This window comes from Nonomuraea typhae, from assembly GCF_009760925.1.
GTDB classification, from domain to species: Bacteria; Actinomycetota; Actinomycetes; order Streptosporangiales; family Streptosporangiaceae; genus Nonomuraea; species Nonomuraea typhae.
This window is the reverse complement of sequence record NZ_VRLV01000023.1, coordinates 21,373-38,044: the sequence shown is the minus strand read 5'-3', so window position 1 is coordinate 38,044 and position 16,672 is coordinate 21,373. Positions and strand designations below refer to the sequence as shown.

Sequence of the window (16,672 nt, the reverse complement as noted above, 5' to 3'; positions counted from 1 at the left end):
CGGCAAGCCGATCCTCCGCCATGCGGATAATGCGTGTTTCCCGATGTTGACAGATCTGTCAACCTGTCAACCTGTTCAGCCGTGCGATGAGGTGCATAGTGTGGCCATGAATTGTTGACGCAACTAAGAGTTCTGGTGGCGATGAGTAATCGGCGGATATTCGACGCGCACGCACATCTCGCACCCGGCGAAGAATCCCTGTCGCGTCTATTGAAAGAGATGGACAATTGTGGCATCGACCGCGCGATCGTGGTGGCCGGTGCGGTCGTCTCGGCGGATGTGCTCTCCCGGCAGATCATAGAAGGCGGCTTCGTGAAAGACGACGCCGACAACGATGCGGTGCGAGCCGGCTGTGCCCGGTCCGGTGGCCGCCTGGCGCCCTTGTTCTTCGCCAACCCCCACCGACCGGCGTCGGTGTACCGAGAGCAGGGGCCCGATTTCCAGGGGCTCAAGCTGGCGCCGTCCGTGCACGGGGTGCCGTTCGAGGACGAGCGCACGGTCGCGCTCATCGAGGTCGCGGTGGAACTCGGGCACAACGTGTACGCGCATTGCCTGCACAGAGCCGATTTCGGAGTACGGGACCTCATTTGCCTGGCGGCGCGTTTCCCCGACACCACTTTCATACTCGGTCACGCCGGAGTGGGCGATCTGGACTTCTATGGAATCGATCTGATCAAGCCGGAGGACAATATTCTCTTGGAAACTTCCTGTGGCCTCACCGCGACTGTTCGCACAGCCCTGTCCCGGCTCGGCGCGCAGCGGGTGGTCTTCGGCAGTGAATATCCGATGCAGTCACCGCGCGTTGAATTGACCAAGCTGGAAGTGCTGAACCTGACCGCCGAGGAATGGCAGGCGGTCGCCTGGGACAATGCGCACCGATTCCTCGGAGCGCCACGATGACGCACCGGGAGCTGCCGCGGACGGGCGACTGGAAAGGGACGGAGGGGCTGCGGCACGTCCAGGAGGAGCGGTTGCCCGAGGCGATGCGGCTGGCCTCCCGTTCCGCCTTCAACTGCGAGCGGCTCGACGCGGCGGGGACCGTGCGTACGGTCTCCGACCTGGACCGGATAGCAGTCATCGACAAGCGTGATCTGCGCGCCGCCTACCCGTTCGGCCTCTTGGCGGTCGAGAAGGAGCGTGTCGCGACGTACCACGAGTCCAGCGGCACGTCAGGGTCGCCGACGTCGTCGTTCTTCACCGATGACGACTGGCTAGACGTCGTCGACCGATTCACCCGGAACGCGATCGACCTCACGCCGCGTGACACGTTGCTCGTCCGCACTCCTTACGCCATGTTGACCACCGGGCACCAGGCCCACCTGGCGGGCCGATATTGCGGTGCCACCGTGGTGCCGGCCGACAATCGCAGCTCGGTCGTCACCCATGCCCGGGTAGTGCGCCTGCTGCGCGATCTGGACGTGACGGTCGCCTGGTGCCTGCCGACCGAATGCCTGCTGTGGGCGGCGAGCGCCCGAGCCGCGGGGCTGCGGCCCGAGCGGGACTTCCCCGCGCTGCGCGGGTTCGTGGTCGCCGGTGAACCGCTGAGCGAGGCCCGCCGCAGCCGCATCTCACGGATCTGGGGCGGGGTTCCGGTCCTGCAGGATTACGGGTCGACGGAGACCGGGAGCCTCGCCGGGGAGTGTTCCGCCGGGCGCCTGCACCTGTGGGCGGACCGGTTCGTGCCTCAGGTCTACGACCCGGCGACCGGACGCAGCGCGATGTCCGGCACAGGAGAACTGGTCATCACGACGCTCTACCGCGAGGCGATGCCATTGGTGCGCTACAACCTGGAGGACCGCGTCCGCGTCACCGACGAGGGTTGCCCCTGCGATCTCGCCCTGCCGGCCATCGAGGTTCTCGGGCGGAACGAGAGCAGTTGCGTCGTGTCGGGTGTGCGGATCTCTCAGCAGCAGATGGAGGAGGCGGTGTTCTCCCTGCCTGAGCGCTTCGAGGTCATGTTCTGGCGCGCACGCGGCCGCGACGGGTTTCTGGAGTTGGAGCTCGAGTCGGGCCCCGACGCGGCGGTGGAGCTGGCCGCTTCGCTGAAAAGCCGCATCGGCGTCGAGGCGCGCGTACGCTCCGTCGCCGCGGGCACGATCGTGTCGTCCGAGGTGCTCACCAAGTTGCCCGAGTTCGTCAAACCGCGCAATCTCTTCGACGCGGCCGAGGACTGGGACCGGGCGGTGACCTACTGGTGACCTCCCGCGAGCTTCGCCGCCACCACATCCGCGGGGACGACCTGCGTGCCTGCATGCGCCTGTTCCCCACCGGCGTGGCTCTGTTCACGGTCGGCGAGGGCGACGACGTCATGAGTATGACGGTCAACTCCGTCGTCAGTGTGTCGCTGGAACCGCCGCTGCTCCTGGTGTCGGTGCACGAACGCGCTCGCATCATGGCCTCCGTCGGCCCCGGGACCGCATTCACCGTCGGCTTCCTCGGCGCGGACCAGACGGCACTGTCGAGGCGGTTCGCCTCCAGGTCCCGGCCGGTGGGCGCGGCGGCGGTGTCGGCCATGGCGGGGAAGGCAGGGATCAACGGCGTTCCGGCGCCGGCGGCTTCGCCCGGCGTCGTGGAATGCGTGCTGGAACAGGTCATCCCGGTCGGCGACCACGTCCTGCTGATCGGGTTGATCGTCCATGTGGTGGTCCGGGCGGAGGCACGTCCGCCACAGGTCTTCTACCGGGGCGACCTGGTCACGGTCGCCGAGAGCTCTCACCTGGAGGCGGGTGTCGAACGATGAGTGATGACGGTGCACCGGTGGACTGCGGCGTAGTCGGCGGTGGTCCTTCCGGGCTGGTGCTCGCCCTGCTGCTCGCCCGGCGGGGACGGCACGTCACGGTGCTCGAGCGCGGCGAGGATCAGGCGAAGATCAGCCCGTTCCTGTCGCCGCCGAGCCTGCGGCTGTTCGAGGATCTCGGTTTGCTGGGCGAGCTGAACCGGATCGGCCGGCCTGTGCGGGAGGTGGTGGAGTTCTTCCCCGATGACGACCCCTACGTGCTGGATTACGAGGAGCGGGCCGGCGGGGATTTCGGGTACGCGCTGAGTGTTCCCTTGCGGGATCTGACGAGGGTGTTGCGCGAGGCGTTGGTTCGTGAGGCGACCGCGACGGTGTCGACGGGCGTGTCGGTGCTGGGCGTGACCGAGTCGGCCGCCGGGGTCCACCTGGACCTGGCCGACGAGCAGGGTACCCGGACGCTCACCTGCCGCCACGTGGTCTCCAGCGACGGAAAATTCTCGAAAGTTCGCGAAATGGCGGGTATTGAGGCCGAGGTCGTCGAGTTCGACCGGCCGCTGGTGATGATGGTGATGCCGGCACCTGCCGGGTGGCCCGCGCGCTTGGCGCTTCATCACGGCGAGCGGGATTCGCTCGTGGCGGTCATGCCCGTGGCAGAGGACATCCTGGTGGTGCAATGGCTCGCCGACCCCGGGGAGTTCGAGGCCGTGCGGGCGGCGGGGGTGGACGCCCTGCGCTCGCGGGTGATCCGCGCGCTGCCCGAACTGGAGGCGCCGCTGGCGGCCGGAGTGACCCGGTGGGAGCAGGTGCTAGTCGTCCGCCATCACGTGGTCCGGCCGGCGTCGTGGTCCCGGGGTGCGATCGTGCTGCTGGGCGACAGCGCCCACGGGGTGCACTCGCTCGGCGGCCAGGGGCTCAACATGGGGATCCAGGACGCGATGGTCCTCGCGTACTCGCTGATCGCGACCGACACGCCCTTCTCCGTGTACGAACAACTGCGCAGGCCGTTCGTCGAGCGCTACCAGCGCTACCAGTTGGGTGTCCCGCAACTGAGATCCCAGCCCGGCGACGCCGCTGGTCAGAGGGCGATCTACCAGGGCATCGCCGACGTGGTGACCCGCGGGCAGCCGGAGGCCGAGACCTGCTACCAGCGGCTGGCGACACTGTGACCGGGATGGACTCTTCGCTGGTCCACGACTACCTGCGGCGGATCGGCATCGCCCGGGTTCGCACCCCGGACGCGGAATTCCTGAAGGAACTGCAGCGGAGTCACCTCATGGCGGTGCCGTTCGAGAACATCGACGTGCACCTCGGCCAGCCCATTCTGCTGGGCGCCGACGCGATCGACAAGGTCGTCAGGCGCCGGCGCGGCGGCACGTGCCGGGAGCTGAACGGCTCCGCCTTCCCCGAACTCCTGTCCGCGCTGGGCTACGGGGTGAGCCTGCTCGGCTGCCGGGTGTTCATCGACGGCCGCCCGAGCTTCGCGCTCGCGCACACCGTCATCAGAGCCGACTGCCCGCGCCCGTGGCTCGTCGACGTCGGCTTCGGCCGTGACGGAGCCCGCCACCCCCTGCGGCTGGACACCCTGGAGCCGCAACCCGATCCGCACGGCACGTTCGTGTTCACCGAGGCCGCGGACGGAGATCTGGACTTGCTACGGGACGGGAAGCCCGTGCTCAGGATCGAGCGGCGACCACGGCCCATCGACGATTTCCGTCCGGTGTTGTGGTGGTTCGAAAGCTCGCCCCGATCCCCGTTCAGAACGAACCTCTTCTGCACGCGTGCCACGGAGAACGGGCGTATCACCCTTCGCGGTGATCTGCTGACCCGAACGGAGGGCGCGCACCAGGAAAAGACGGTTATGAAGGGCGATATAGAGATCGAGCAGGCATACAAGGAACATTTCGGTATCACGCTGGACCGCCTCCCGCCGATCCCCGGGAGAGGGGCATGAAGATTCTGGTCCAGAAATACGGGGGCAGTTCGCTCGCGACCGCTGAACAGCTGCGCGCCATGGCCGAACGGGTCGCGATGAGTCACCGGGTGGAACGCCCGGTCGTGGTCGTGGTGTCGGCCCGCGGCAGCAGCACCGACGCGCTGCTCGGACTCGGCGGCAGCCTGAACGAGCGCGCGTCGGCGAGGGAGATCGACCAGCTTGTGTCCACGGGGGAGACCTCGTCAGCCGCCCAGATGGCGATGGTTCTGGACGGGATCGGCCTACCCGCCACCTCACTGACCGGCTGGCAGGCGGGCATCAGAGTCTCCGGCCCGTACGGCGAAGGCCGCATCGCCGGAATCGACACCGGCCGCATCCGCACGCTGCTCCGGCGCGGGTTCGTCCCGGTGGTCTCCGGATTCCAGGGCGTCGACCAGGACGGCGACGTGATCACCCTGGGCCGGGGCGGCTCGGACACCACGGCGGTGGCCCTGGCCGCGGAGCTGAGGGCGGAACGTTGCGAAATCTACACCGACGTGGACGGGGTGTTCACCGCCGATCCGCGCGTGGTGAGGAAGGCGAGGATGTTACCGCGAGTCCATTTCCACATCATCGCGGAAATGACCAGGTCGGGCGCCAGGGTATTGCATCCCAGGTCGGTGGATCTCGCCTTCTCCAGAAATATTGAAGTTCATGTGCGCAACGCTTCGACCGGTGAACCTGGAAGTGTTTTGGTGAAGAAGGGACACGATTCGGTGGAAGACATGGGCGCCGTCGTCGCCGTCACCCATGACGCGGACACGGCCGAGATCTCCATCTCGTTCGATCCTGTGGAACAGGCGTCGCTGCCCGAGATATTGGACACGCTGGGCAAGGTCGGCGTGGAAATGGATCTGTTCACCTATCTGGCCGAAAAGGATCGTCACCTGGTGCGGTTCACGGTGTCGCGCAGCAGGGTCGACGACGTGCGGGCGACGCTGGGTGTCACCGGGCTGGCCTCGGCGGACACCCTGAAGATCGACGAGACACTCGGCAAGGTCTCCCTGGTCGGCTCCGGCCCCGCCGCGCATCCCGCCCATCCCGCGCGGATGCTCCGTGCGCTGGCCGAGGCCGGGATCCCCAGCACGTCGGTCCACGCCGCACAGGCGCGCGCCTCCGTGCTGGTGCCGAGTTCCCGGCTCGCCGAATCGGTCAACGCCCTTCACGGGGCATTCCAGCTCGGCCAGGACGACTACGTGTACAGCTTGGAACGGGAGCATTGATGGAATCGTTCGCCCGCAGGCTCCGGTTGGGGCGCCTGTACCGCAATGACGACGCGCGGTTGCTTGTCGTGCCGTTGGACCACTCGATCACCAATGGCCCGCTCGCGGCCGGCCGTACGATCGACGGGCTGATCGAACAGCTCGTCGCGGGCCGTGTGGACGCGGTCGTGCTGCACAAGGGCTCGCTGCGCCACATCGATCCGCGGATGTTCACGAACACCTCGCTGATCGTGCACCTGTCCGCGAGCACTCAGCACGCCGTCGACCCGGACGCGAAGTACCTCGTCGCCAGCGTGGAGGAGGCGCTCCGCATGGGCGCGGACGCGGTCAGCATGCATGTGAACATGGGCTCGATCGAGGAACGACGCCAGATCTCGGACATGGCCGCCGTGGCGGACGCCTGCGACCGGTGGAACGTGCCGCTTCTCGCCATGATGTACGCCCGCGGCCCGAAGATCGCCAATCCTCGCGACCCCGACCTGATCGCGCATGCCGTCACCCTCGCCGCTGACCTGGGCGCGGACGTCGTCAAGAGCGTGCTGCCCGATCCGGCGTCCGCGCTCGCCGACATCGCCGCCGCCTGCCCCGTGCCGCTCATCGTCGCGGGCGGGGCCCCGGCGGACGATACGGGCGAGGTCCTGAGCCACGTCCGCACTTCCCTGAGGTACGGCGCGGCCGGCGTCGCGATAGGACGCAACGTCTTCCAGGCCGACGACCCCATGACGATGGCACGACTGCTGTCGGACCTCATCCACGGTCGATCCGGCGGCCAGACGCACTCGGAGCAGCGCGAGCTTCTCGACATCACCAGGAGTTGACATGAAGATCAGTTGGTTCGACGTGCGCGGCCTCGGCGCGGCCAGGACGGCGGCTGTCGAGGAAGCCCTGCATCAGCGCGTGGACGCGATCGTGAGCGATGATCTGGCGGACTTCGACGACCTTCCGCCCACCGCGCGGAAGGTCTTCTTTCCGCAGGGCAGGACGTTGCCCGAGGAGTTCGGCGAGGCCGACCTCGTTATCGTGGAGCCGTCGCGCCACGGCGATCCGGCCGTGCTGGCAGCCGCGCACGACGGTGTGGAGTTCGGCACGTTCGTCGAGATCGTCGACGCGAAGAGCCTGGAACTGGCCTGTGAGGCCGCCAGGACGCAGCAGTGGAGCCTGCTCTGCTTCCGCGACCCCACCAAGATCCCGCTTGAGATCGTGCTCGCGGCGGCGGCCGGAGCCAAGGGCAGCATCATCACCCAGGTGGCCGACGTCGAGGAGGCCACCATCGTGTTCGGCGTGCTTGAGCACGGCTCGGACGGGGTGATGCTGACTGCGAGGAACGTCGGCGACGCCACCGCTCTGCAGACGGCGGCCACGGCGCAACCGGAGAACCTGCGGCTGGTCGAGCTGGTGGTGCAGCGTACCGAGCATGTGGGCATGGGCGAGCGGGCCTGCGTGGACACCTGCACGTACTTCAGGCAGGACGAGGGCATCCTGGTCGGCTCGCATTCCAAGGGCTCGATCCTCTGCGTCAGCGAAACGCATCCGCTGCCCTACATGCCCACCCGTCCCTTCCGGGTCAACGCGGGCGCCATCCACTCCTACACGCTCTCGACCGGCGGCAGGACGCACTATCTGAGCGAGTTGCAGGCCGGCAGCAAGGTGCTGGCCGTCGATGTGAGGGGGCAGACCCGGGTGGTCACCGTGGGCCGGGTGAAGATCGAGACCCGGCCGTTGATCGCCATCTTCGCGACCGCGCCGGACGGCCGCGAGGTCAATCTGATCCTGCAGGACGACTGGCATGTCCGCGTGCTCGGTCCGGGCGGGGCGGTGCTGAACAGCACCGAGCTCAAGCCCGGTGACGTGGTGCTCGGCTACCTGCCGGTCGAGGACAGGCACGTGGGCTATCCCATCAACGAGTTCTGCCTCGAGAAGTAGATCGGTGCCATGATGGATTGCGGCGTGGTGGGGATGGATCCCGCGGGGCTGGTGCTCGCCATTCTGCTTGCCCGGTCCGGCTGGAATGTGACGGTGGTGGACCGGGTCCCCGATCCACGGCCGGCCGGAATCAGCCCCTTCTTGTCGCCGCAGAGCCTGGAGTTGCTGGACGACCTGGGCCTGTTCGACGAGGTCGCCGAGGCCGGCCGGCCGGTCCGGGAGGTGGTGGAGCACTTCCCGGACGGCAGGTCCCACGTGGTGGATTACGGCAGGCATACGGCGGGCCGCTTCGGATACACGCTGAGCGTCCCGTTGCCGACCCTGACGGGCATCCTCCGGAACGCGCTGGCGGGCCGGGTGTCCGTGTCGTCCGGGGTTCCGGTCGAGCTCGATGCCGCAGAAGGCGTGGTGACGCTGGACAGCGGTGAGACGGTCGGCTGCCGGTTCTTGGTGGGCTGCGACGGGAAATTCTCGAAGTTTCGCAGAATGTCGGGCATCGAGGTCGAGGTCGTCGCGTTCGATCGGCCCCTGATGATGACGCACGTTCCGGCGATACCCGGGTGGCCGGACCGCATCACGGTCCATCACACCGATCGGGGCCCGGTGACGGCCATTCCCCTGGCGGAAAGCCGGATGATCGTGCAATGGATCGCCGACCGGGAGGACGAGCGGGAGTTCCGATCGCAGGTGGCGAGCGCCATGCCCGAGGTTTCCCTGACCGAGGGGGATCGGGTGATGGCCGTCCGGCACCATGTGGTCCGGCCGAAAAGCTGGTCGCGCGGGCGCGCCGGGCTGCTGGGCGACGCCGCGCACGGGGTTCACTCCTTCGGCGGCCAGGGATTGAGCCTGGGTGTTCAGGACGCGATGGTCCTCGCCTACGCCCTGGTGAGGACCCGGCGGCCGTTCGCCTATTACGAGCAGTTGCGCAGGCCGTTCGTCGAACGTTTTCAGGACCGCCAGATGGCATCGCTGACATATGCCGGCATTTCTGACGCAATGCTTCACGGGCAGCCGGAGGCGTGGGCGTGCTATCAGCGTCTGTGATGCGGATCACATCGGCCGCCATTGACCTTGACACTAGCGTGAGGGTTTTACGGTCGGCAGCCGAGAGGAGAGGTGAAACGTGAACCCCAGAGGCTCCGGCTGGCTATTCGGTCTGCTGCTGGCAACCTTTGTCATCGGCACCGATGATTTCATTATCGCTGGCATTCTCCCGATGATATCCACGCATTTTCAGGTCACCGAGGCGGCAGCCGGCCAATTGGTGACGGTATTCTCCATCACCTATGCCGTCGCCGCGCCGATCATGGCGGTGGCGACCGCGCGGCTGCCGAGGAAAGTCCTCATCGTCGGCGGGCTCTCGGTCTTCGCGGTGGTCAACTTCATCACCGCGCTGGCCCCGAACTACCCCCTGCTGATGGCCTTGCGCGTGCTGGCGGCGCTGGTGGCCTCGACCGTCAGCCCGGTGGCGTTCGGCATCGCCGGAACCCTGGCCGCGCCCGAGCGCATCGGCCGGGCGATCGGAACCGTGGCAGCCGGCCTCACCGTCTCCCTGGTGGTGGGCGTGCCGATCGGCTCGTGGTTGGGCGGCACGTTCGGATGGCGCTCGACCTTCGTCGCCGTCGGCGCCTTCACCTGCCTCGTGGTGCTGATCACCTCGATCACGCTGCCTGCCATCCCGAGGATGCCGGTCGCCGGCGTGCGGGCACGCCTGGTCCTGCTGAGGCAGCCCAGCGTGCTGCTGTGCGTCGTCGGGACCGTCATCGGCGCCTGCGCCGGGCTCATCACCTACACCTACATCGCCCCGATCATGCACGATCTGACCGGCGCGGGCAGCGCCTCCGTGCCCGTCTTCATCGCGATCATGGGCATCTCGGGCGCGCTCGGGACGGTCCTGGGCGGGCGTCTCACCGACAGGTGGGGCGTCGACCGGACGCTCATGGCCTCCTTCGGCGGGGTGCTCCTGGCGACGGTGGGCCTGGCCGTGGTCGGGCAGGTCTACGACGGCGGCGCGCCCGGCTGGCTCCCTGCCGTCTTCATGGTCCTCTGGGGGTTGTCGGCGTGGGGCAACAACCCGCCGATGACCGCCCGCATCATGCACCTGGCGGGCGGCGCGGGCATCGAGGCGGTGGCGCTGAACACCAGCGCGCTCTACGTCGGCGTGGGGCTGGCGGGGGCGATCGGCGGTGGCGCGCTCACCACCGGTGGTGGCGCAGGAGTGCTCGTCGCCGGCGCCGCCATCGGCCTGGTCACGATCGTGATCATGGCCATCGCCGTACGCCGCTATCCCACCCGGAACCCGGAAGCCGAGCCGGAAAGGTTGGCGGTGTGACACAGGAAGCGAGCTATCCGCTCGGCGTCGGGCTGGACCGGCTGGCAGCCGAGGACCCGGGAGCCCCGGCGGTCACCTGCTCGGGGGTTACGCTCACCCGGGCCGAACTGGCCAGGGCGAGCAACCGGTACGCCCGCGCGCTCGCCGGCCTCGGCGTGACCGCGGGCGACCTGGTCACGATCGGGCTGCCGAACGGGATCGAGTTCTTCGTGGCCACCGTGGCCGTCTGGAAGATCGGTGGCACGCCCCAGCCGGTGTCGGGACGGCTGCCCCCGGCGGAGCTCGCCTCGGTCATCAAGGTGGCCGATTCCGCCGCGGTGATCGGGCTGCCCAGCCCGGACGGCAGGCCGAGCCTGCCCGCGGGGTTCGTCCCCGATCCCGCGCTGTCGGACGCGCCGCTGCTCCCTGTCACCCCGCCGCACTGGAAGGCGCCGACGTCCGGCGGAAGCACCGGGCTTCCCAAGGTGATCCTCTCCGCGGGCTCGGGAACGACCAACGCGCTGCTGTCACGGGCGGGATTCCTGCGCATCGAGCGCCGCAGCACCTTCCTGCTGACCGCGCCGCTCTACCACAACGCCCCGTTCACCTTCGCTTCCATCGCGCTGGTCAACGCGGGGCACGTGGTGGTGATGCCGAGGTTCGACCCGGCCGACGTGCTGTCCCACATCCGGAGGCATCGGCCCAGTTGGGTCTACATGGTGCCCACGTTGATGGGACGGATACTGAGGCTCCCCGAGGCGGTGCGCGCGGGTGCCGACCTGGCGAGCGTACGCACCCTGTTCCACATCGGCGCTCCCTGCCCCGACCATGTCAAACGCGGCTGGCTGGACTGGCTGGGAAGGCCGGAGGCGCTCCTGGAGCACTATTCGGGCACCGAGGCGATCGCCGTGACGGCCATCGACGGCGCAGACTGGTTGCGGCATCCCGGCTCCGTCGGCCGGGTCGTGTCGGGCGAAATCATGATCACCGATGAGGAGTTCAGAGAGCTCCCCGCCGGCGAGGTGGGCGAGGTGTGGATGCGGCCGCCCGCCGGTAAGCCGACATATCGCTATCTGGGGGCTGTTCCGCGGAAACGGCAGGGCTGGGAGTCACTGGGCGACATGGGCAGCTTCGACCTCGACGGATATCTGTACCTGGCGGACCGGCGCAGCGACATGATCCTCGTCGGCGGCGCCAACGTGTACCCAGCGGAGATCGAGGCCGTCCTTGAGGCCCACTCGTCGGTGGAGTCGGCCGTGGTGATCGGGCTGCCCGACGCGGATCTGGGCAACCGGGTGCACGCGATCGTCTTCACCGCCGAAGCGGTCACCGACGAGGAACTCGCCGCCCACGTCCGTGAGCGGCTAGCCCCCTACAAGGTTCCCCTCACGTTTGAGCGATCCGCCGCCGCCCTGCGCGACGACGCGGGCAAGGTACGCCGCTCCGCATTGCGTGCCGCCCGTCTTCCGCACTGACCGAGAGAAACGCAGATGAGTGACCTCGTGCCGAGAAGTCATGCCGACATACTCGAGTCGAAAGGATTCGCCTCCGTCGCAACGGTGACCAAAAGCCGGCGGCCGCACGTCAGCCCCACCTGGTATCTGTGGGACGGCGACCGGCAGCACCTGCTCATCAGTCTCACGGACGTGCGCCAGAAATATCGCAACCTCCGGCGGAACCCGGAGATCGCCGTGTGCATTCCCGATCCGGTCGATCCCTATCGTTACATCGAATTGCGCGGGAGAGTGGAGAGCATCCAAGCCGACGTGGATCACCGGTTCATCGACCTCCTGGCGAGAAAATATCTGAACCAGCAGAAGTTCTCGGACATTCCCGCGGACGGCAATCGCCTGGTGGTTCGGATAGCACCCGAATATGTCCGATGCTTCGGCTAGCGCCTCTCACCCTCGAGGAGCCATCATGATCGACCCGGTTGCCGGAACGGCCCGCTGGACCGCGGCGATGCGCGCCGAGGAGTCCGCCCGCCCTGACCGGCTCTTCGACGACCCGTTCGCCACGCTGCTCGCCGGTGAGGACGGGCGTGCCAGGCTTTCGCAGGACGGTTCGACCCCCGCCATCACGATCAGGACCCGCTTCTTCGACGACGTGATCGCCAAGAGCACCCCGCCCCAGTTCGTCCTGATCGCGGCGGGGATGGATACCCGCGCCTACCGGCTCGGCCTGCCCCCGGCCACAACGGTCTACGAGCTGGACCGCCCCGAACTGCTGCGGCTCAAGGACGGCCTGCTCCACGACGCGGGGGCCGTCCCCACGTGCGCCCGGCGCTCGGTCGGTACCGACCTGACCGGCGACTGGGACGTTACCCTGGCGGAGGCCGGGTTCGACCCGAACCGCCCCACGCTCTGGTCGGCCGAGGGCCTGACCCAGTATCTGGACGCGGCCGACGTCACCGGCCTGATCGAGCGGATCACCGAACTCTCTGCGCCGGGAAGCGAACTGCTCATCGACTTCATCGGCCAATCGCTGCTGGACAGCGACGAACCGGAGCGCCGCGCCTGGCTGGACCGGCTCATCGAGCGGGGAACTCCGTGGCACTTCGGCACCGACCGGCCGGAGGACCTGCTCGAACCCGAGTGGGCTGCCACGGTCACCACCCTCAGCAGCGTCGGCAAGGCACTGGGCCGCTGGCCTGGACCGGACGTCCCGCGCGAGACCCCCGGCAGCCCGCACGTGTTCCTGATTCATGCACATCGACGACTTTTGGGGCGCGCGGCTGCTTGACCTTGACGCTAGTGTCAAGGTCGTAGCGTCGTCTCATGCCCATGGAGTTGGAGATGAGGATCGGCGAGCTCGCCCGCCGTACCGGCGTCAGCGCCCGCTCTCTGCGGTACTACGAGCAGCAGGGACTGTTGTCGCCCACCCGTGCCGACAACGGCTACCGGGAGTATGACGAGCTCGCCGCGGTCCGCGCGGTGAACATCAAGGACCTCCTGGACCTCGCGCTGACGGTGGACGACATCCGCGAGTTCATGGAGCGAGGCTGCCTGGACAGGCCGCTAAGCGACGGGCCGTACTGCGCCTCGGCTCTGTCGACGGTGCACGCGCGGCTGGAGAGCCTGGACGAGCGCATCGAACGGCTGAGCCGTCTGCGAGCGCGGCTCGCCGCGCACGGCGGGGAGATTGAGCGCGCGCTCGGCATCGGACAGGCGGTCTGAATGACCGTTGCCGCCACGCGGACCGGTTCCGGTACCGCGTCGATCAGCCGCGCCTTCCCCCTGGCCTTGGCCGCGTTCGCGGGCGCCACCGGCGACATGGTGATCGCCGGCGTCCTGCCGGACATCGCCACCGACCTCCGCGTCGGCGAGCCGCTCGCCGGGCAACTCGTCACGGCCTACGCCATCGCCTTCGGTCTCGGCTCGCTGCTGATGGCGGTGATCACGGCGCGGCTCCCGCGGCGTCCCGTGTTGTTCGGCGGGCTCGCCGTGTTCGCCGTCGCGAATGTGCTCGCCGCCGTCGCCCCCTCGTACACCATCCTGATCGTGCTCCGGGTCGTCGGCGGGCTCGCCGCAGCCGCGAGCACTCCCGCGGCGATGGCGGCCGCCGCGATGATCGCTCCGGAGGACCGGCGCGGACGCTACCTGAGCCTGGTCACGACCGGCATCACCGCCGCTCTCGTGCTCGGCGTGCCCATCGGGACCTGGATCGGCGGCCAGTACGGCTGGCGCGCGACGATGGTCTTCGTCGCGGTCCTCGCGGTCCTCGCGCTGCTGGGGACCTTCGCCGTGCCCAAGGTCGCGGCGCCGCCGTGGGACGGGCTGCGCGCTCAACTCGCCCCGCTCACGCAGGGTTCCGTGGTCCGCGTGTTCGTGGCGCTGATCATCAGTGGCACCGGCGGGTTGATGTTGCTGACGTACATGTTCCCGATCTTCCGTACGGCGGGCGGGGTCGACTATCAGGCGATGTCACTCCTGTTCACGGTCCACGGCATCGCAGGTACGGCTGCCGCCTGGCTCGGGGGGCGCGCATCCGACCGGATCGGTCCCCACCGCACCCTGCTGCTGGCGTTCTCGGGCTACGCGGTCTTCCTCTGGGCGACGGCGGCCGTGACCTTGGCCGGCGGCATGCCGATCGCGGTGCTCATCGCGGCGGCGATTCTCCTGGCACTGGCCGGATGGGCGGTCAACCCGCCGCTGCAGTCGCTGATGTACATGCTCGCGCCCGGGGCCGCCGCGCAGGCGATGGCGCTGGCCACGTGCGCGATGTTCATCGGCGCCTCGCTGGGCGGGGTGCTGGGCGGGGTGCTGCTGGCCACCGTGGGCGCCGCGGCCATCCCCTTGGCGGGCGGCCTGCTGGTGATCGCCGCCGCGCCGATCCTGCCACGCGCCAACCGCGGGAAAAGCTGACGACATCGGTAATGCCGTTCACTGATTCACGGACTCAGGAGGGCTTTTATTGCCGGCAGAAGCCAGTTATGATCTTGTACTGTGAAGGGCCGGACATTCGTTTCACTGAAGGGTTCGGAGCTGTCTCGCCGGGCAGCGGACGGGGAACTCGCCGCCCATTGGCGTGATTAACGACTGCCCTGCGATCTCCGCATCAGACTGGAATCAAGACCAACGACTCTTGAGCCGGCCCGCGCCGGGGCGCGCGGGCGACGACCTGCTCGAGCCGCCGCAGTGGTTTCGCGGCCGGCGTGTACGAGGCTTCTTATTCCGAGCCGCAATCTCCATCGGGGCGTGTTTCGCCATTAAGTACGAAGCACTACGCAATCAGCGAAGTCGGGGGACGTTCGGATGTCAGTCAAGCACGACGACCTGGGTTTGCAATTCGGTCACGAAGTACGTCGACTGCGGAAAGCCCGCGGCCTGTCGCAATCACAGCTCGCGGCGATGATCCCCACGGATACCAGCTACATCTCCAAAGTCGAGCATGGCCACCGGACACCCTCGCACGACTCCGCGGGAGCCTGGGACTCCGCGCTCGGCGCAGAAGGCCGGCTGGCGGCGATGCTCGTCATGCGAGCCATGCACCAACCCGCTCAGCTACCCGTGGCCATCCCGAGTTTCGTCGGCAGAAATGCCGAGCTCGCACACCTGGACCAGTTCCTCGCCCGCCCCGCGCCGTCGATCATCTTGGTCGACGGCCCCCCGGGCATCGGCAAGACCATGCTGGCCCTTCGATGGGCCCACCGCGTGAGCAGACGGTTCCCCGACGGCCAGCTCTACATCGACCTGCGGGGCTATTCGGAGAACGGCCCCCCGGTGACGCCGAAGGACGCTCTGGGAGAATTCCTCATCGCGTTGGGTGTGCCCGCCGAGGCCCTCCCGGAGGGCCTGACGCAGAGAGCGGCGCTGTATCGGACGATGCTGTCCAAGCGTGCGGTGTTGATCGTGTTGGACAACGCCGCCGAATCGCCGCAGATCGAGTCCCTTCTTCCCGGCTCGGCGAGTTCTCTCGTCGTGGTCACCAGCAGGCGGCGGTTGTCGAAGATAGCCATCACGACGGGTGCCAGGCGCATCACCCTCTCGTCGCTCTCGGCGGCCGAGTCGGCAGCGTTGATCACCGGCATCATCGGCGGCGAAAGGACGCAGGGGCAGGCCGGCGCGGTGGACGCGCTCGCGGCTCGGTGCGGATATCTGCCACTCGCGATGAGGATCGCCGCGGAGCAGATCGTGAACCACCCCTACACATCAGTGGGCACCTTCGTCGACGAGCTCGCGTCCAGCGGAGACTTCATCAGGGCGCTCGATGTGGGGGAGTCCCTGGCGGTGCGGACCGTGTTCTCCTGGTCGTTCAAGGGCGTCGACTGCAATGCCATGAGATTGTGGCGCCTGCTGAGCATGCATCCCGGAGCGCAGGTAAGCGTCGAGAGCGCGGCGGCCATGGGCGGGCTGCATCCGAGCATCGCCCGCCAGCTCATGGACCACCTGGCGGAGGTGCACTTACTCGAACCCTCGCGGGACGACAAATTCACATTCCACAGGCTGCTCCGAGAATATGCAACCGAGAGAACTCTCGCCGTCGACAGTAAGGTCGAACGCCGGACGGCCGTCCATAGGCTTCTTACCTACTACCTGCACAAGTCCCGGCATGCGAGCACGGCATTTGCGCCGAACCGGCCGGGGCCCATCGAGATGAACCCGGCCGTGGTGGGTGCGACGCCATCCAGATTCCTCGACTCCACTGCCGCCCTGGCCTGGTTCGACACCGAACGCGAGAACTTTCCGCTGCTCATAAGGTGCGCGGCAGACCATGGATATCCCGTCCTGGGCTGGCAGCTCGCAGTGACCCTCAAGAATTATCTCGAGCTGCGGTGGCATCCTTTTCTGTGTATTGACGTGCGCCAGCTAGTGCTCAATTGTGCGAAGCCGGCTAATGTTCCGACTGGGGAATCCTAGGTGCTTGACCGGTATAGGAGAGTAGGGCGGCTGGGACTTGAACCCACGACTCACGGCTCATGAGTTTCCTTGATCGATGTCGGCCAGTGTCGCGTGGTGGCGATTCGTACCACCATTTACGTGATTGTCATTAGCGGGATGCCGGGG

At 67.8% G+C, this 16,672-nt stretch carries 16 protein-coding genes; all 16 read left to right on the top strand.

Translation table 11 applies throughout. The features are described 5' to 3' along the window. Nucleotides 1–141: 141 nt before the first annotated feature. Complete coding sequence (locus FVE25_RS50335; RefSeq protein ID WP_157254635.1) at nucleotides 142–900, top strand: amidohydrolase family protein; 759 nt, start codon at nucleotides 142–144, stop codon at nucleotides 898–900. Next, nucleotides 897–2,198 carry a phenylacetate--CoA ligase family protein gene (locus FVE25_RS50330; protein ID WP_157254522.1) on the top strand — a complete coding sequence of 434 codons (1,302 nt, stop codon included), beginning with the start codon at nucleotides 897–899 and terminating at the stop codon, nucleotides 2,196–2,198. Before FVE25_RS50335 ends, FVE25_RS50330 begins: the two co-directional genes overlap by 4 nt. After that, nucleotides 2,195–2,740 (top strand): flavin reductase family protein, encoded by a 546-nt coding sequence (locus FVE25_RS50325; protein WP_157254521.1) that lies wholly within the window; start codon nucleotides 2,195–2,197, stop codon nucleotides 2,738–2,740. Before FVE25_RS50330 ends, FVE25_RS50325 begins: the two co-directional genes overlap by 4 nt. Next, a complete protein-coding gene (locus FVE25_RS50320) occupies nucleotides 2,737–3,903 on the top strand; it encodes an FAD-dependent oxidoreductase (protein WP_157254520.1) in 1,167 nt (388 codons plus the stop codon). Before FVE25_RS50325 ends, FVE25_RS50320 begins: the two co-directional genes overlap by 4 nt. Before the next feature lie 5 nt (nucleotides 3,904–3,908). Further along, nucleotides 3,909–4,688 (top strand): arylamine N-acetyltransferase family protein, encoded by a 780-nt coding sequence (locus tag FVE25_RS50315; RefSeq protein WP_157254634.1) that lies wholly within the window; start codon nucleotides 3,909–3,911, stop codon nucleotides 4,686–4,688. Continuing rightward, complete coding sequence (locus FVE25_RS50310; RefSeq protein ID WP_157254519.1) at nucleotides 4,685–5,932, top strand: aspartate kinase; 1,248 nt, start codon at nucleotides 4,685–4,687, stop codon at nucleotides 5,930–5,932. The genes FVE25_RS50315 and FVE25_RS50310 overlap by 4 nt, the downstream gene beginning before the upstream one ends. Further along, the gene (locus FVE25_RS50305) at nucleotides 5,932–6,750 is read left to right on the top strand and encodes a class I fructose-bisphosphate aldolase (protein ID WP_157254518.1); all 819 of its coding nucleotides are present in this window, start codon (nucleotides 5,932–5,934) and stop codon (nucleotides 6,748–6,750) included. The genes FVE25_RS50310 and FVE25_RS50305 overlap by 1 nt, the downstream gene beginning before the upstream one ends. Before the next feature lies 1 nt (nucleotide 6,751). Continuing rightward, nucleotides 6,752–7,855 carry a 3-dehydroquinate synthase II family protein gene (locus FVE25_RS50300; protein WP_157254517.1) on the top strand — a complete coding sequence of 368 codons (1,104 nt, stop codon included), beginning with the start codon at nucleotides 6,752–6,754 and terminating at the stop codon, nucleotides 7,853–7,855. Nucleotides 7,856–7,864: 9 nt separating this feature from the next. Next, nucleotides 7,865–8,899 carry an FAD-dependent oxidoreductase gene (locus tag FVE25_RS50295; RefSeq protein ID WP_157254516.1) on the top strand — a complete coding sequence of 345 codons (1,035 nt, stop codon included), beginning with the start codon at nucleotides 7,865–7,867 and terminating at the stop codon, nucleotides 8,897–8,899. A gap of 79 nt (nucleotides 8,900–8,978) precedes the next feature. Further along, nucleotides 8,979–10,187, top strand: coding sequence for an MFS transporter (locus tag FVE25_RS50290; protein WP_219826006.1), 1,209 nt, complete (start codon nucleotides 8,979–8,981; stop codon nucleotides 10,185–10,187). Beyond that, nucleotides 10,184–11,641 carry an AMP-binding protein gene (locus FVE25_RS50285; protein WP_157254515.1) on the top strand — a complete coding sequence of 486 codons (1,458 nt, stop codon included), beginning with the start codon at nucleotides 10,184–10,186 and terminating at the stop codon, nucleotides 11,639–11,641. The genes FVE25_RS50290 and FVE25_RS50285 overlap by 4 nt, the downstream gene beginning before the upstream one ends. A gap of 15 nt (nucleotides 11,642–11,656) precedes the next feature. Then, nucleotides 11,657–12,061: a PPOX class F420-dependent oxidoreductase gene (locus FVE25_RS50280; RefSeq protein ID WP_157254514.1), complete on the top strand. Its 405-nt coding sequence runs from the start codon at nucleotides 11,657–11,659 to the stop codon at nucleotides 12,059–12,061. Nucleotides 12,062–12,086: 25 nt separating this feature from the next. Next, complete coding sequence (locus tag FVE25_RS50275) at nucleotides 12,087–12,908, top strand: SAM-dependent methyltransferase (protein WP_181019971.1); 822 nt, start codon at nucleotides 12,087–12,089, stop codon at nucleotides 12,906–12,908. Nucleotides 12,909–12,943: 35 nt separating this feature from the next. Then, entirely contained in the window at nucleotides 12,944–13,342 is a 399-nt protein-coding gene (locus tag FVE25_RS50270; RefSeq protein ID WP_343046193.1) for a MerR family transcriptional regulator, read from the top strand. Continuing rightward, the gene (locus FVE25_RS50265; protein ID WP_157254512.1) at nucleotides 13,343–14,530 is read left to right on the top strand and encodes an MFS transporter; all 1,188 of its coding nucleotides are present in this window, start codon (nucleotides 13,343–13,345) and stop codon (nucleotides 14,528–14,530) included. It begins immediately after the preceding gene. Between the two features lie 390 nt (nucleotides 14,531–14,920). Then, on the top strand, nucleotides 14,921–16,525 hold the full coding sequence (locus FVE25_RS50260) for a helix-turn-helix domain-containing protein (RefSeq protein WP_157254511.1): 1,605 nt from the start codon (nucleotides 14,921–14,923) through the stop codon (nucleotides 16,523–16,525). Nucleotides 16,526–16,672: the final 147 nt, after the last annotated feature.